At 58.8% G+C, this 14,870-nt stretch carries 15 protein-coding genes; 5 read left to right on the top strand and 10 right to left on the bottom strand.

The window, feature by feature from the left end; translation table 11 throughout:
- From BMY36_RS17475 to thyX, 3 genes are all read right to left on the bottom strand, one after another.
- Nucleotides 1-247: transposase (locus tag BMY36_RS17475; protein ID WP_139194124.1), on the bottom strand; the 247-nt coding region annotated here is incomplete at its 3' end.
- A 21-nt stretch (nt 248-268) separates the two neighbouring features.
- On the bottom strand, nt 269-901 hold the full coding sequence (locus BMY36_RS17470) for a hypothetical protein (protein WP_050519364.1): 633 nt from the start codon (nt 899-901) through the stop codon (nt 269-271).
- A complete protein-coding gene (thyX, locus tag BMY36_RS17465; RefSeq protein ID WP_050519363.1) occupies nt 894-1,817 on the bottom strand; it encodes an FAD-dependent thymidylate synthase in 924 nt (307 codons plus the stop codon). Before thyX ends, BMY36_RS17470 begins: the two co-directional genes overlap by 8 nt.
- A gap of 121 nt (nt 1,818-1,938) precedes the next feature.
- On the opposite strand from thyX, the gene BMY36_RS17460 reads away from it, so the two are divergent.
- Nucleotides 1,939-2,367 (top strand): VOC family protein, encoded by a 429-nt coding sequence (locus tag BMY36_RS17460; protein WP_050519367.1) that lies wholly within the window; start codon nt 1,939-1,941, stop codon nt 2,365-2,367.
- 1 nt (nt 2,368) lies between these two features.
- Here the strand turns inward: BMY36_RS17460 and BMY36_RS17455 are convergent, their stop codons facing one another.
- A complete protein-coding gene (locus BMY36_RS17455) occupies nt 2,369-3,163 on the bottom strand; it encodes an inositol monophosphatase family protein (protein ID WP_050519362.1) in 795 nt (264 codons plus the stop codon).
- A 71-nt stretch (nt 3,164-3,234) separates the two neighbouring features.
- Nucleotides 3,235-3,597 (bottom strand): helix-turn-helix domain-containing protein, encoded by a 363-nt coding sequence (locus BMY36_RS17450; RefSeq protein ID WP_050519361.1) that lies wholly within the window; start codon nt 3,595-3,597, stop codon nt 3,235-3,237.
- 355 nt (nt 3,598-3,952) lie between these two features.
- On the opposite strand from BMY36_RS17450, the gene BMY36_RS17445 reads away from it, so the two are divergent.
- On the top strand, nt 3,953-4,918 hold the full coding sequence (locus BMY36_RS17445) for an NADPH:quinone oxidoreductase family protein (protein WP_050519366.1): 966 nt from the start codon (nt 3,953-3,955) through the stop codon (nt 4,916-4,918).
- Between the two features lie 100 nt (nt 4,919-5,018).
- The gene (locus tag BMY36_RS17440) at nt 5,019-5,948 is read left to right on the top strand and encodes a LysR substrate-binding domain-containing protein (protein WP_050519360.1); all 930 of its coding nucleotides are present in this window, start codon (nt 5,019-5,021) and stop codon (nt 5,946-5,948) included.
- Here BMY36_RS17440 and BMY36_RS17435 read toward each other — a convergent pair.
- The 5 genes from BMY36_RS17435 to BMY36_RS17415 form a co-directional block, all read right to left on the bottom strand.
- Entirely contained in the window at nt 5,934-6,773 is an 840-nt protein-coding gene (locus BMY36_RS17435) for an alkaline phosphatase family protein (protein ID WP_050519359.1), read from the bottom strand. The genes BMY36_RS17440 and BMY36_RS17435 overlap by 15 nt on opposite strands.
- A gap of 64 nt (nt 6,774-6,837) precedes the next feature.
- The gene (locus BMY36_RS17430; RefSeq protein WP_050519358.1) at nt 6,838-8,469 is read right to left on the bottom strand and encodes an ABC transporter ATP-binding protein; all 1,632 of its coding nucleotides are present in this window, start codon (nt 8,467-8,469) and stop codon (nt 6,838-6,840) included.
- Nucleotides 8,466-9,278, bottom strand: coding sequence for an ABC transporter permease (locus BMY36_RS17425; protein WP_050519357.1), 813 nt, complete (start codon nt 9,276-9,278; stop codon nt 8,466-8,468). Before BMY36_RS17425 ends, BMY36_RS17430 begins: the two co-directional genes overlap by 4 nt.
- A gap of 13 nt (nt 9,279-9,291) precedes the next feature.
- Nucleotides 9,292-10,248, bottom strand: a complete 957-nt coding sequence (locus BMY36_RS17420; protein ID WP_050519356.1) for an ABC transporter permease — start codon at nt 10,246-10,248, stop codon at nt 9,292-9,294.
- Between the two features lie 2 nt (nt 10,249-10,250).
- Entirely contained in the window at nt 10,251-11,828 is a 1,578-nt protein-coding gene (locus BMY36_RS17415; protein WP_050519365.1) for an ABC transporter substrate-binding protein, read from the bottom strand.
- Between the two features lie 473 nt (nt 11,829-12,301).
- Here BMY36_RS17415 and betC point away from each other — a divergent pair, with 473 nt between their 5' ends.
- Together betC and BMY36_RS17400 are read left to right on the top strand one after the other, a co-directional pair.
- On the top strand, nt 12,302-13,816 hold the full coding sequence (gene betC / locus BMY36_RS17405; protein WP_050519354.1) for a choline-sulfatase: 1,515 nt from the start codon (nt 12,302-12,304) through the stop codon (nt 13,814-13,816).
- 198 nt (nt 13,817-14,014) lie between these two features.
- Nucleotides 14,015-14,836, top strand: coding sequence for a hypothetical protein (locus tag BMY36_RS17400; RefSeq protein WP_050519353.1), 822 nt, complete (start codon nt 14,015-14,017; stop codon nt 14,834-14,836).
- The last annotated feature ends 34 nt before the right edge of the window (nt 14,837-14,870 follow it).

The following is a 14,870-nucleotide window of genomic DNA, read 5'->3' as shown; positions in this document are numbered from 1 at the left end:
ATTCGATCTGGTCGTCGGAAAGGTTGTAGAGCGCGCTCAGAACCAGCGTCTTGAACATCAAAACCGCGTCCATCGGCTTGCGTCCCGCGCGGGACTTGCGATCCGCATCCGGCTTGCGCCAGGCTCGCTCAAGGGTGGGACGGAACTCCTCCCACGGCACGACGGTGTCAATCTCGACCAGCGGGTCCTTCTTGGCATCCAGACTCGCGTAACGGTCCGAAAGATCGAAAAAACCCATCTGCGCCATCGCCGCATCCCCACCGCCAGTTCACTGTCCCACCATACCGCAGTGTGGGCGGTGGGGCAATTTATAGAGGTGCCCATAAGTGCCTTCCAAGTCTTTGATGAAATTCCAGTTCAACAAAAATCGCATGTATGTTTCAAGTTTCCAATCTTTCAATTGATCGTGATTTGCCTGAACCGACTTGAACAACTCGTCTGCTTCTTCATGCCCAATTTTACGACTATTCAATATTTCGAGTAATATTATCTGACTTGTAAAAATGTTTGCATAGGCCAGCGCAAAATATCGGTAGAGTTCTTGCATCGTTAGTGCTCTAAGCAAGATTTTTAAATGGTGCTCCTCGGGAAACGCTTGTAGCTCTCGTTCATTGCGTTCTTCTATTCTTTTAGCCTCCGCGTCAGTCAACTCTCCCAAAGGCGACTCCGAAACAGCCGTAGACCGCACTTCGGATAGACCTTCACTATTTTGATGGACAGTTTCGAGCTCAAGCCCAGCAGGACCGACCTTTTTTATTCTCGGCAAAAGTGACTTCAGGTCTTTCGAGAAGAGAAGAGCAGCAATTATAACCGCTGTGGGCCATGCGATTGCGCGAATTAGTTCCAGAAGCACTTCAAAGTAGGGTATCCAAGTAGACGCGTCATAGGGGGGATTAAACATCAACCACTCCCATAAACTCCCGCCATTCCCCCTTCGACATCCCCGAATTCTCCTGCGTCACTTCCTCGCCTTTCAGCATCCGGCGCACACACTCAATAGCCTTCCCCGAAAGGGTCGCCCCGCCCATCCGGTAATCCTCAAACGCGGCAAACGCGATTGGCACCCAATCGGCGACCACTTTACAAATTGCATCGGCATAGACGCGAATCTCATATTGGGCGTGGGCGTCGGCGCGCAGGCGCAGGAAGTGGAAGAGGTTGTGCAAATCCACCTTCCAATACCATTGGGTGTAGATGTTGGCGGGCAGGTTCATGCGCGCCAGTTCGCGGGCCAGCCCTTGTTGGGGGCTGCCGTCCGCTTGGGTGGGCGACAGCATCGCCTCGTAGTGATCATATGCCGTGTTGGCGTCGCGTTTGAGCATGTCGAGCACGCGCGCGGCCTCCTCGCCTTCCAGCACGGCGCCGCGGCCTTGGTTGTTGACCACAGATTGCGCGGCGAGTTGGTCGGGGTGGGGGATGTAGAATTCGCGGTCCAAAATGGAGTACCGCGCGGAGTATTCGTTGACGTTGGCGGTGCGGTGGCGGATCCACTGGCGGGCCACAAAGACGGGCAGTTTGACGTGGAGTTTGATTTCGCACATCTCAAACGGGGTGGAGTGCCAATGGCGCATCAGGTAGCGGATCAGCCCTTCGTCATTCGACACATGTTTGGTGCCAGCGCCGTAGGAGACGCGGGCGGCCTGTACGATGGCGGTATCATCGCCCATATAGTCGATCACGCGGATGAAGCCGTGGTCCAGCACCTCATGCGCGCGGTACATGTGCGCCTCCATCCCTTCGGATACGGCGCGCAGGGTGGGTTTGGGGGTGGCGCGGGTCGCCTCAATCTCGGCGCGTTGGTCGTCGGTCAGGGGCATGGGGGACCTCGTTTGATGGGTTTGGGATTGGCATATCGTGGCGAACACCTTTCGGCAAGGCGAAGGGGTGGTCAATGGGCGTGCGGGGGCTATAGTTGGGGCAGCAATGAAGGAGACTATGATGGCGATTAGATATTTGCACACGATGGTGCGCGTGTTGGACCTTGAGAAATCCTTGGCGTTTTACAAGTTGTTGGGATTGGAGGAAACGCGGCGGATGGACAGCGAAAAGGGGCGGTTCAGTTTGATTTTCCTGTCGCCCCCCGGACAGCCCGAATGCCCGGTGGAGTTGACGTATAACTGGGATGGCGATGACGGTTTGCCATCGGATGCGCGGCATTTCGGGCATTTGGCGTATGAGGTGGATGATATTTATGCCGTTTGCGCGCATTTGGCGGCTAATGGTGTGGTGATCAACCGCCCACCCCGTGACGGGCATATGGCCTTTGTGCGCAGTCCCGACAATGTGTCGATCGAGCTGTTGCAAAAGGGCGATGCGCTGGCCGCGGCCGAGCCATGGGCATCGGCCCCCAACATCGGCCATTGGTAAGTTAGTCGTTAAGCAGGGCCATGGCGGCGGCGTGGATATCTGCGTTCGCCGCCGCAATGACTTGGCCGCCCTGATGCGCGGGGCCGCCTTGCCAATTGGTCACAATGCCGCCTGCCGCGGTGATGACCGCGATGGGGGCTTGGACGTCGTACGCTTGCAGGCCCGCCTCGATCACCAAATCCACATGGCCACCTGCCAGCAGGGCGTAGCCGTAGCAATCCATGCCGTAACGGGTTAGGCGGGCATGGGCGGCCACGCGGCGGAACGCGTCGCCTTCGACCTGCGTGCCAACCTCGGGGAAGGTGGACAGCAGGATGGATTGATTTAGCGCGCGGGGGGCGCGGGTTTTCAGCGCGGCATGGCCCATCGGCCCGGTGACATGGGCCGCACCAAAACCGCCCGCAAACCGTTCACCGATATAGGGTTGGTCGATAATGCCATACAACGGCCCGGTATCGTCCGCGATGGAAATCAGCACCCCCCAAGTGGGCGTGCCGGAGATGTAGCCCCGCGTGCCGTCGATCGGGTCCAAAACCCAAGTCAGGCCGGATGTACCGGGGGTGGCGCCAAACTCCTCACCCAAAATCGCGTCATTTGGGCGGGCTTTCGCCAGAATTGCACGCATCGCTGCCTCGGATTCGCGGTCGGCGATGGTAACGGGGTCAAAGCGCGCCGCCTCTTTGGTGTCGGCGTGCAAATCGGGTTTGCGGAAATGGGCAAGGGTTTGCACGCGGGCGACATCGGCAAGGGATGCGGCGGTGGCGCGAATGTCTGCGATTTCGGAGGACGACAGCATATAAACCCCAAATGGCCCAAAGCGGGGCTAACGCCTGCGCGCGCCCCGGTCAAGACCATGCTGAAGGCGGGTTAGGCCGCCTCGCTGAGGACGCGGGCCAAATCGAACAGGCGGCGGCGCTGCGCCTCGGGGATGGCATAGTAAGACCGCACCAGTTCCAGCGCCTCTTTATCCGCCATCATATCGCCTGCAACGCCGCGCGGCACCTCGCGCGCATCATCCAACCCTTCAAAGAAAAAGCTGATCGCCACGCCCAACGCATCGGCCACATCCCAAAGCCGCGATGCGGACACCCGGTTCATCCCGGTTTCATATTTTTGGATTTGCTGAAATTTAATGCCCACTTGGTCCGCAAGCTGTTGCTGCGTCATCCCCACCATCCAACGGCGATGGCGAATACGCTTGCCCACATGGGCGTCTACGGGGTGTTTCATCGGGTACTCCTGCAAAATTTACACTGTCTTACCACTGTACAAGCAAGAACCGTGCCAATAATGGGAAATTCCAACAAAACCCGTCATTTTCACAAATTTCCAACCAGGACCTGACCATTTAGACAGGTCGCCCTATCCTGATGAATAGGGGTTTGCAGGGCTGCGGCACGACACCCAAAGGATGCCCAATGCGGCGGCCACTCGCGACAAAAGTGTTTTGCATATTGCAATGCAATTTGCAACGATTCAACCCTTATCTTTGCAATATGCAACAGTTCAGGGCTGGGGCTGGGGCTGGCCACATCCCCCAAAAACCATTAACACAGAACGATTGAGAACATCAAAAGGGCAAACCATGCGCGCGTTTCAACTGGGGGCTGACGGTACAGCACGGATGCACAGTATCGCGCAGCCTGTCCCCAGGCCGGGGCAAGTGCTGGTTAAAATCATGGCCTGCGGGTTGAATTTCGCAGATTTGCTTATGATTTCCAGAACCTATCAGGATCGCCCCGCGCCGCCCTTTACGCTGGGGATGGAACTTGCAGGCGTTGTCGCCGCCTTGGGGCAGGGCGTGGACACGCTGCAGATCGGCGCGCGCGTGGCGGTATTTTCGGGGCAAGGCGGGCTGGCGGAATGGGGCTGCTTTGATGCGAACCGCTGCACGCCCCTTCCAGATGCGATGCCGTTCGACCATGCCGCCGCTTTGCAAATCGCCTATGGCACCAGCCACTTGGCGTTGGACCACCGCGCTCGGTTGCAACCGGGGGAAACACTGTTGGTGATGGGCGCTGCGGGGGGTGTGGGCCTCACGGCGGTCCAAATTGGCAAGCGGATGGGCGCGCGGGTGATCGCCACGGCGCGGGGGGCGGACAAGCTGCGCGTGGCGCGCGATGCCGGCGCGGACCATGTAATCGACAGCACAGCGCCTGATTTGCGCGATGCGCTGATCGCGCTTGGCGGCGTCGATGTCGTTTATGACGCGGTCGGCGGCCCGGCGTTCACGCAGGCGATGCGCGCCACCAATCCAGAAGGGCGGCTGATCCCCATCGGCTTTGCGGGCGGCGAGGTGCCCCAAATCCCTGCCAACCACCTGTTGGTGAAAAACCTGACCGTGATCGGGCTTTACTGGGGGGGCTATCTGAAGTTCGCCCCCCAAACCCTGTCGCGCGGCCTTGCCACGATATTTGATTGGTATGAAAGCGGCGGCCTGCGCCCCCATATCAGCCACCGCTTGCCGCTGTCCGACAGCCAAACGGCGCTCGACCTGCTCAAATCTCGCCAATCCACCGGCAAAATCATCATTGCCCCGCACGGGGTTTGAACCGCACCCAAATTCATCTTGGTAAAAATACCTGCGCCGCAGGCTGCCCGCAGGGCACGCGCGCTTGACACCCATTAGGCACTGGTTCAGCGTGGCTAATATGAAAGCCAATTTGCCCTTTGGTCCCTTGCGCACGTTTGAATCCGTGGCCCGCCTGCGCGGATTTGGCCGCGCCGCCGAAGAGTTGGGCGTGACCCAAAGTGCGGTCAGCCAACAGGTCAAAGCGCTGGAGGAATGGCTGGGGTGCCAATTGATCACCCGCGCGGGACGCGCCACGCCCACGGATGCGGGCGCGGACCTTGCGGCGGCGGTGGCCGCAGGGTTTGGCCGTGTCGCCAGCCTGTGCCATGATCTGCGCAACGCCCACAGCACGGCCCCCGCGATTGGCCTGTCTTGCCTGCCGGGGTTTGCGGTAAATTGGCTGTTTCCGCGCCTTATCCATTTTGACCAGCGCCACCCCGATATCCCCGTGTCCATCCTGACCACCGATGCGATGGCCAACTTCACCGATGATGATGTGGATTTGGCCATCCGCTATGGTGTTGGCAGCTATGCGGGCCTGCATGTGGAAAAGCTGATGGCGGAACGCTTGTTTCCGGTTTGCGCGCCGGGGTTGTTGGACCGATTGCCGCTGAACGTCGTGGCCGATCTGGCCCGCCACACGCTGCTTTATGATGATCTGGCCGATATCGGGGGCACGCCGCCAACCTGGGAATATTGGGCGCGCGAATTGGGCGTCACCCTGCCCCGCCCTGCCCGCACCCGGCGTTTTGGGCAGTCCAACATGGTGGTGCAAGCGGCAATCAGCGGGTTTGGCGTGGCCTTGGGGCGTGAGCCGTTGGTGGTGGATGCGCTGGCCGACGGGCGGTTGGTGCGGCCCTTTGCCGATCTGGTGCCATCACAATTTGCCTATTGGCTGGTGTGTCCAACTGAGGCGGCGCGCAGCCCCCGCCTTGCCGCCATTTGCGCGTGGCTGCATGATGAGGTGGCGCGCCAGCCCCCGATCACGCCCGCGTCACGGGTGGGTTAGAAACGGCGGTTTGGTCATGCTGAGGGGCGTGGGCACGCCCATGCGGTGCAAAATCGTGGGGGCCAGCGCAAGTTGGTCCAGCACCGTGTCGGCGCGGGGGCCGGAAGCCGCCCCGAAATAATACAGCGCGAAATCTTGCTGATCCTCGCCCGCGCCGCCGTGGTGGCCGCGCATCGACTGGCCGTGGTCGGCGGTTACGATCACCTCATACCCCGCGCGGCGCCAGCGGTCGATCCACGGGGCAAGCTGGTGGTCCATGCGGTAACAGGCATCGTCCATTTCCAAGCAATCATGGCCGAAGCGGTGGCCCATACTGTCCAACGTGCAAGTGTGCAGCATGCCGTAATGCAGGGCGTGGCGTTCGGTCAACATGGTCAGGGTGGCAAACAGATCGGGGTCGGCAGGCGTGGTTTGGTTGATCAGATTATAACCCTGCATCGTGTGAAAACGGCCATGGTTGATGGCTGTGCTGGCGGGGTCATCATATTCCAGATCGCGGACCGGATCGAACGGCGCGCGGTTGAAAAATTCGGACCAAAAGCTGTGCGCGACCGCCCCTGTGATGCCGCCCGCGCGCCGCACCTCGCTGAAAATATCGGGTTGGGACAGGCGTTTGACCGCATCATTGCCCCATGTGCCATGGACCTGCGGAGGGGTGCCTGTGTGCAGGCTGGCGTAGCAAGACGCAGAGGTGGAAGGCAGCACCGACCGCATGCGCCAGACCTGCGCATCGCCCGACGCCACCCAGCCTTCCAGATTGCCAAACAGACGCCGCCAATTGCGGTAAGGCACACCGTCGAGCAGGATGAGGAGCAGTTTTTGCATGGCTTGGGTCCGCGTTGTGGGGAGGGGACGGAAAGGAGGTATTTAAGCCAAGGCGAATTGGGGGTCAGTTCCCTGCCGCCTCCATCTTGCGGTTCGCGATTGTGCGTTCCAGCCAGCCCAGTTTCATTTCCGGCACGGAGGAGAGGAGAAGATCGGTGTAATCATCAAAGGGTGGCGAGAGCACGTCGGTTTTCGGGCCATAGCGGACCACGCGGCCTTGATACATCACCGCGATGCTGTCGGCGATAGCGCGCACGGTGGCAAGGTCGTGAGTGATGAACAGATAGGCGACGTTTTCGGTCTTTTGCAGGTTGAGGAGGAGTTTGAGGATGCCGTCGGCCACCAAGGGGTCCAGCGCCGATGTCACCTCGTCACAAATGATCAGTTTGGGTTTGGCGGCCAATGCGCGAGCGATGCAGACGCGTTGTTTTTGGCCGCCCGACAGTTCGGCGGGATAGCGGTCGAGGAACCCTTCACCCATTTCAATTTCGTCCAACAGCTCTTGGATGCGCTGTTTTTTTTCATCCCCGCGCAGGCCGAAATAAAACTCCAGCGGGCGGCCGATGATGGTGCCAACGGTTTGGCGCGGGTTCATCGCGACATCGGCCATTTGATAGATCATCTGCACCTCGCGCAGATCGTCGCGGGGGCGTTTTTCGAAATCGGGGGCAAGGGTGCGGCCGTTGAAGGTGATCGACCCTGCGGAGGGGGGCAACAGCCCCGTGATCACGCGCGCAAGGGTGGATTTGCCGGACCCGGATTCGCCCACAATAGCAAGGGTTTGCGCCGCGGGCAGGTCCAGTGTGATATCTTTCAGCACGTCGAAATTCGTGCCGCGATAGCGTGCGGTGATGCCTTTGATCGACAGCACCGGGTCGCCGCCCGATTTTTCCACATGTTCAATCGACCGCACGGACACCAGCGCCTTGGTATAATCCATCGTGGGCCGGTTGATGATGTGGTCGGTGGTGCCGTATTCCACCATTTCCCCCGATTGCAGCACCATGATGTGATCGGCGACTTGGGCGACCACGGCCAGATCATGGGTGATATAAAGGGCGGCGACGCCAGTTTCCGCAATCGCCTCTTTGATCGCGGCCAGCACTTCGATTTGGGTGGTGACGTCCAGCGCGGTTGTGGGTTCGTCAAACACCACCAGATCGGGTTTGGGGCACAGCGCCATCGCGGTCATCACGCGCTGCAATTGGCCGCCCGACACTTGGTGCGGATAGCGGTTGCCGATGGTTTCGGGCTTTGGCAGGCCAAGGCGGGCAAACAGGGTTATGGCGCGGGCCTCTGCCTCCTCTCGGCTCATCAACTTGTGGTGCAGGGTTGCTTCAATCACTTGTTCCATCAGCTTTTTCGCGGGGTTGAACGCAGCGGCAGCAGATTGGGCGACGTAAGTCACCTCTCGGCCCCGCAGGCTGCGCAGGCCCGCGGACCCCGCTTGCAGCACATCGACGCCATTGACCAAAACGCTGCCGCCCGTGATGCGCACGCCGCCACGACCATACGCCATCGACGACAGACCGATGGTGGATTTGCCCGCCCCGGATTCGCCGATAAGACCCAGCACTTTGCCCTTTTCCACCGCAAAGGAAATGCCTTGGACGATGGTGATATTGCGCGGCGACTCACCTGGGGGATAGGCGGTCGCTTCGATCTTTAGGTCTTTGACCTCTAGCAATGCAGTCATCCCCGGCCCCCTTTCAGGCTGCTGGTGCGGTTTAGCACCCAATCGGCAACCAAGTTTACGGAAATGGCCAGCGTGGCGATGGCAAAGGCGGGGACGAGGGCGGCGGGGACGCCGTAAACAATCGCCTCCTTGTTCTCCTTCACAATGCCGCCCCAATCGGCCATGGGGGGCTGCACGCCAAGCCCAAGGAACGAGAGGGTGGAGATGAACAGCACCATGAAAATAAACCGCAGGCCCATTTCGGCGATCAGGGGCGACAGCGCGTTGGGCAGGATTTCGCGGAAAATGATCCACAGTTGTTTTTCGCCGCGCAACCGCGCCGCCTCCACATAATCCATCACGGTGATGTCCACGGCGACCGCGCGGGATAGGCGGAACACGCGGGTCGCGTCCAATATGCCCATCACCAAGATCAGCACGGGCAGCGTGACGGGCATCACCGACAGCACAACCAGCGCGGAAATCAGCGACGGGATGGACATCATCAAATCCACCATCCGGCTAAGAAGTTGATCGACCCAACCGCCTTTGACCGCCGCCAAAAACCCCAAGGTGGAGCCGAGCGAAAAGGAAATCAGCGTGCCCAGCGTGGCGATCAAAATGGTGGTTTGGCCGCCCCAAATCATGCGTGACAGCAAATCGCGCCCGATGCTGTCGGTGCCAAGGGGGTGCGCCCAAGACCAGCTTTCCCAACTGTCGCCGATGATTTCGGCAGCGCCATAAGGCGCAATCCAAGCGGCGAAAATGGCCGCGCCAAAATAAAGCGCAGTGAAAAACAACCCAAGGGCGGCGGCGAGTGGAATACGCATCAAACGCCCCCCTTCATTTCGGATGCCGCAAGCGCGGATTTGACAGGATGGAGACGATATCAGCCACCAAATTCAGGCCGATATAGACGGCGGCAAACACCAGCCCACAGGCCTGCACCACCGGCACATCGCGTTTGGACACATGGTCCACCAAATATTGGCCCATGCCGGGATAGACGAAAACCACCTCCACCACGACCACGCCCACCACCAGATAAGCCAGGTTCAGCATGACCACATTGACCACAGGCGCGATCGCATTGGGCAGGGCATGGCGGGCGATGATGGTGAATTTGCGCAGGCCCTTGAGTTCCGCGGTTTCGACATAGGCGGACTGCATCACGTTCAAAATTGCGGCGCGGGTCATGCGCATCATATGGCCAAGGACCACCAGAACCAGCACGATCACGGGCAGCGCAATCGCGTTCAACCGTTCCAGCAAGGTCATGCCATCATACACGGTGGCCAGCGAGGGAAAGATACGAAACTGCACCGACAGAAAGAACATCGCGATGTAGCCCAGCAGGAATTCCGGCACCGAAACGGTCGCCAGCGTCACCGTGGAAATCACCCGGTCCGGCCAGCGCCCTTGATAGCGCACGGCAATCAGCCCCAGAATAATGGCCAGCGGCACGGCAACAATGGCGGCGCATATTGCCAAAAACAGCGTGTTCGACAGGCGCTTGCCCATCGAGGATGCAATGTCTTGGCCATTGCTAAGGGCGACCCCAAGGTCACCCTGCACCGCATTGAAAAGCCACGAAAAATACCGCGACAGGGCCGGTTCATTCAGCCCCATTTCAGCGCGCAAGTTGGCCAGCGATTGCGGTGTGGCCGATTGGCCCAAAATAGATTGCGCCACGTCACCCGGCAGAATTTGCGTTCCCACAAAGATCAGCGCGGATGCGGCGAGAAGGAGGAGCATGCCCAGCGCAAGACGCTGGGCAATCAGTTTTACGACGGGATGCACCCTTAGGCCATCCAGCACTTCAACGCGGCTTGGTCGTTCATCATATCGCCGTTGGGGTTGTTGACCCAGCCCGCGACCTTTTCGGAATAGGCGTCCAAGAAGTCGTTGAACATTGGCAAGATCAAGCCGCCTTCATCGCGCACCAAATCCGCCATTTCGCGGTACTGCGCCTTGCGCTTGTCTTGGTCCAACTCGGCGCGCGCCTCCATCAACAGCGCATCAAGACGGTCGTTTTTCATCTTGGTGTCGTTCCATTCGGCCGATGAAATATAGGCCGTGGCATACATCTGATCTTGGGTCGGGCGGCCGCCCCAATAGCTGGCGCAGAACGGCTGCTTGTTCCACACTTCGGACCAATAGCCATCATTCGGCTCGCGCTTGAGCTCCAACGGGATGCCCGCCTTGAGCGCGGATTGCTGGAACAACGCCGCCGCATCGACAGCCCCCGGGAAGGCGGTATCAGCCACGCGCAGAATGATCGGGCTGCCATCATGGCCGGATTTCTTGTAATGTTCCGCCGCTTTTTCCAGATCAAATTCGCGCTGCGGGATCGTTTCATCGAACAAAGGGTAGGCCGCGTTGATCGGAATATCGTTCCCGATGGACCCGAAGCCGCGCAGCACCTTGTCCAGCATTTCCTGCCGGTCAATCGCGTATTTCAACGCAAGGCGCAGATCGACATTGTCAAAGGGTGCGGTGTCGACATGCATCACGAACACGTTTTGCCCGCGCCCTTGGGTCTGCGCCAGCGTCACGCCGGGCGCACGCGCCAAGAATTCCGCGATTTTGGGGTCAATCAAGTTGGCCATATCGACTTGGCCCGACTGCAACGCCGATGTGCGCGCGGTGACATCGTTGATGATCAAAATCTCGGTGGTGTCGAAATGGCCGATGCTGTCGTCCCAATAATCGGCAAAACGCTCAAACGTGTGGCGCACGCCGGGTTCGTTCACCACGATCTTGTAAGGGCCGGACATAATGCCATCGGCCGGGTTTTCCATGCCGCCGCCGGGCTGGATCAGCAAGTGACGGTCGGCCATCAGGTATGGCAAATCGGCGTTGGCATCGGTCAGGGTGATTTCAAAGATATCCCCTTCGGCCCGCATAGATGCGATGCCTTTCATAATGCCCAGCGCGCCCGAGGTCGCTTTTTCATCCGAATGGCGCTGCATGGTTTTCAGCACGTCATCGGCGGTCAGCGTGGCGCCGTTGTGGAACTTGATGCCCTGACGGATTTTGAACGTCCAAACCTTGGCATCCGGGCTCGCGCTCAGCTCCTCGGCCACGCGCATGTCCAGGCTGTTATCGGGATGCACGCGCACCAGCGGCTCACCAATATGGGCCATGACGTTATAGGGCGCTTGGCTTAGCGTCAGGGCCGGGTCAAGGCTGTTGGAGCTTTCACCACCGCCAAGGCCCAGCTTCAAATGCCCGCCCTTTTTCGGCGTGCCGGTCTGCGCAAATGCCATGCGTGGCATGCCCGCCATCCCCGCCACCGCAGCGGCCCCTGCCATAAACCCGCGGCGGTTCAAACGCGCGGCATCAATCTGATCAATCAGCTTTGCAAGATCGTCTTTCATCACTTTGTCCTTGGTCATCGTTTTCTCCCTATGGTCAGCGCTTGGGCTGTTATTTTTGTTGTTTGCTCAGTCAATAAACCCTCATAAATTCATTCAAGCAACATTTTCTTTTGCCTGAAACGTGTTATTTATAGGTGCCCGCGCCAAAAAAATTGCCGCTAATCAACAAGTGTGCGTCGCAAATAGACCATCAATCCCCAAACCACAACCGCCGCCCCGCCTTTTGGGTGGCCCCATATCCCCCTTGCACCAAAAAACTTGGGCGCAAAAACAATGCGGTCGCCCAAAAATCTTGCGCGCGCGGCTCAAAAATGCGCCCCAAAACGCGCGCGACCTGCCCCAATTCATCTTGGTAAAAATACCTTTCCGTCCCTGCCCCCAAAAATCAGGTCGCAAAAGGAACAGAGCGCCCTTGCGTCCCGCGCCATCACAGGCGCACACACAGGACGACACTGCATGAAAAGGCGCGCGCAATGACCAAACCGAACATCTTGATCTTGATGGTGGACCAGCTGAACGGCACTTTGTTCCCCGATGGGCCCGCCGATTGGCTGCATGCGCCGAACTTGCGCAAACTGGCCGCGCGCTCGGTGCGGTTTGCCAATGCCTATACCGGCTCGCCCCTTTGCGCGCCGGGCCGGGCGTCTTTCATGTCGGGCCAATTGCCGTCGCGCACCCGTGTATATGACAATGCGGCGGAATTTCAGTCCGATATCCCTTGTTTCACCCACCATCTGCGCCGTGCGGGCTATGAATGTACGCTGTCGGGCAAAATGCATTTTGTTGGCCCCGACCAGATGCACGGGTTTGAAAACCGCCTGACCACCGACATCTACCCCGCCGATTTCGGCTGGACACCGGATTACCGCAGACCCGGCGAGCGGATTGATTGGTGGTATCACAACCTCGGGTCCGTCACGGGCGCAGGCGTGGCGGAAATTTCCAACCAGTTGGAATATGATGATGATGTGGCGCATCAGGCGCGGCAAAAACTGTTTGATTTGTCGCGCACATCGGATGATGCGGCGGCGCGCCCATGGTGCCTGACCGTCAGCTTCACCCACCCGCACGACCCCTATGTGGCGCGACGCAAATACTGGGACCTGTATGATGATTGCAAACATCTCGACGCGCCCGCAGCGATTCCCTATGCCGATCAAGACCCACATTCAAAACGCTTGATCGACGCGTGTGACACCGATAAATTCGACATCACGCCCCAACACATCCGCCGCGCCCGCCAAGGGTATTTTGCCAATATTTCCTATATCGACGATAAAATCGGCGAAATCCTGCAAACGCTGAACGATACGCGCCAAGAGGCGATCATCATCTTTGCCTCCGATCACGGCGATATGCTGGGCGACCGGGGGCTGTGGTTCAAAATGAACTTCTTTGAAGGGTCCGCGCGGGTGCCTTTGATGGTCTGCGCCCCCGGCCTGCACCCACATCTGGAAACCACGCCGGTGTCGACCATCGACGTCACCCCCACCCTGTGCGATCTGGCCGGGATTGATATGTCTGCGGTGATGCCGTGGACCGATGGCACCAGCTTGCTGCCGCTGGCAAAAGGCGCAGAACGCACCGCCCCCGTGGCGATTGAATATGCCGCCGAAGGGTCGATCACGCCCCTCGTGATGCTGCGCTATGGCAAGTGGAAATACACCCGCTGTTTGGCCGACCCCGATCAATTGTTCGATATGGACGCCGACCCGGATGAGCGGACCAACCTTGCAGGCGACCCCGCCCATGCAGGCACCCTGCAATCCCTGCGCGCCAAATCCGAGGCGCGGTGGGATTTGCAGGCGTTCGATGCGGCCGTGCGCGAAAGCCAAGCGCGCCGCTGGGTGGTCTATGAGGCGCTGCGCATCGGCGGCTATTACCCGTGGGATTTTCAGCCCCTGAAAAAAGCGTCTGAACGCTACATGCGCAACCACATGGACCTGAACGTGCTAGAGGAAAACAAGCGTTTTCCGCGCGGGGAATAGAGGGGCATCATCACAACTAGCACCCACTCACAGGCCTTGAACATGCTATCGCCCCATCAGTTCGACACAGACACGCCCCTGCCGCAGTTCACCATTGCGGTGGAAAATCTAAACTTATGCGGCACCGACTTGGGGCCCGTCACCATCCCAGTGTCATACGATGAAAGGTGGAGCCCAAGGTTTCATTTGGGCGGCTTCATGGATGATGAAACCGCGCTTATTGGCAAACTGTTTTCCGGCGCTGACGCGTTTTTCCGCATCCCCGGTACTGCGCAGAACACTGCACTTATCGTAACAAAATTTCAGTATGGGTCCAATTCTGATACGATAATTGAGGCCTGCCTAACCCGAGAACCGTTGGAATTAGGGCATACCAAGACAATCAACAACTTCAGTGCCGTAATACTGTCACCGCCGTTTTTCTTGGATAAGCCAATCCAACTTACCGAAACTGAAACTCTAAGCTTTGAAATCCTGCGATTCACGGCAAAAGGTGCCAACGCTTGTCTGCTAAAAGCGCAGGGACGGTTTGAATCCGCAAAGCTGTTTTCGACGCTTTCCAACCTGATCACCTTCATGACCTTCTTAAAAGGCTCGCACGCGGGCATTGGCAACGTGCTTGCCCTGAATGATGACGGCGAACAGGCGTTCGGCCTGCTGGGGTTTTCCCCAAACGATGCGTTCGCGTTTGGGGATGTGAAAAAACGTCGTACAAACTGGTTTGACATCGAGATTCAAAACCAACTGGCCGACATATACTCGGGGTTTGTTGCAGCTATGGCCGACACTGCCAAACGTCGGGCGCTGCGCCAAACCATCGGTTTTTATCGCGCCTCGACCATGGCGCGCGACTCCTCCGTCGAAATGGCCATCATCGCGGCACATACAGCGCTAGAGGCGATTGTCCATTATATCCTTGAATATCTCAAGCGGGGTGGTCGGCCACACTCCGGTCAGAACGCTTGTCTTATGAAGGTCCCAGCTTTTGTGCGAAACAAGAGCCACAGACAAGCATTTTGAAATGCTTGTCTGTGGTGGTGGTTGGATCGTTTAG

It is taken from the genome of Pseudorhodobacter antarcticus (genome assembly GCF_900110135.1).
In the GTDB taxonomy this organism is placed as follows: Bacteria; Pseudomonadota; Alphaproteobacteria; order Rhodobacterales; family Rhodobacteraceae; genus Pseudorhodobacter; species Pseudorhodobacter antarcticus.
The sequence above is the reverse complement of the archived record's forward strand: the minus strand, read 5'-3'. Positions and strand labels throughout refer to the sequence as shown.

Coding starts and splice junctions, on each gene's coding strand:
- BMY36_RS17445 (WP_050519366.1), top strand. CDS start 3,953: ATGCGCGCGTTTCAACTGGGGGCTGACGGTACAGCACGGATGCACAGT.
- thyX (WP_050519363.1), bottom strand. CDS start 1,817: ATGCCCCTGACCGACGACCAACGCGCCGAGATTGAGGCGACCCGCGCC.
- BMY36_RS17425 (WP_050519357.1), bottom strand. CDS start 9,278: ATGCGTATTCCACTCGCCGCCGCCCTTGGGTTGTTTTTCACTGCGCTT.
- BMY36_RS17400 (WP_050519353.1), top strand. CDS start 14,015: ATGGATGATGAAACCGCGCTTATTGGCAAACTGTTTTCCGGCGCTGAC.
- BMY36_RS17440 (WP_050519360.1), top strand. CDS start 5,019: ATGAAAGCCAATTTGCCCTTTGGTCCCTTGCGCACGTTTGAATCCGTG.
- betC (WP_050519354.1), top strand. CDS start 12,302: ATGACCAAACCGAACATCTTGATCTTGATGGTGGACCAGCTGAACGGC.
- BMY36_RS17460 (WP_050519367.1), top strand. CDS start 1,939: ATGGCGATTAGATATTTGCACACGATGGTGCGCGTGTTGGACCTTGAG.
- BMY36_RS17415 (WP_050519365.1), bottom strand. CDS start 11,828: ATGAAAGACGATCTTGCAAAGCTGATTGATCAGATTGATGCCGCGCGT.
- BMY36_RS17435 (WP_050519359.1), bottom strand. CDS start 6,773: ATGCAAAAACTGCTCCTCATCCTGCTCGACGGTGTGCCTTACCGCAAT.
- BMY36_RS17430 (WP_050519358.1), bottom strand. CDS start 8,469: ATGACTGCATTGCTAGAGGTCAAAGACCTAAAGATCGAAGCGACCGCC.
- BMY36_RS17455 (WP_050519362.1), bottom strand. CDS start 3,163: ATGCTGTCGTCCTCCGAAATCGCAGACATTCGCGCCACCGCCGCATCC.
- BMY36_RS17470 (WP_050519364.1), bottom strand. CDS start 901: ATGTTTAATCCCCCCTATGACGCGTCTACTTGGATACCCTACTTTGAA.
- BMY36_RS17450 (WP_050519361.1), bottom strand. CDS start 3,597: ATGAAACACCCCGTAGACGCCCATGTGGGCAAGCGTATTCGCCATCGC.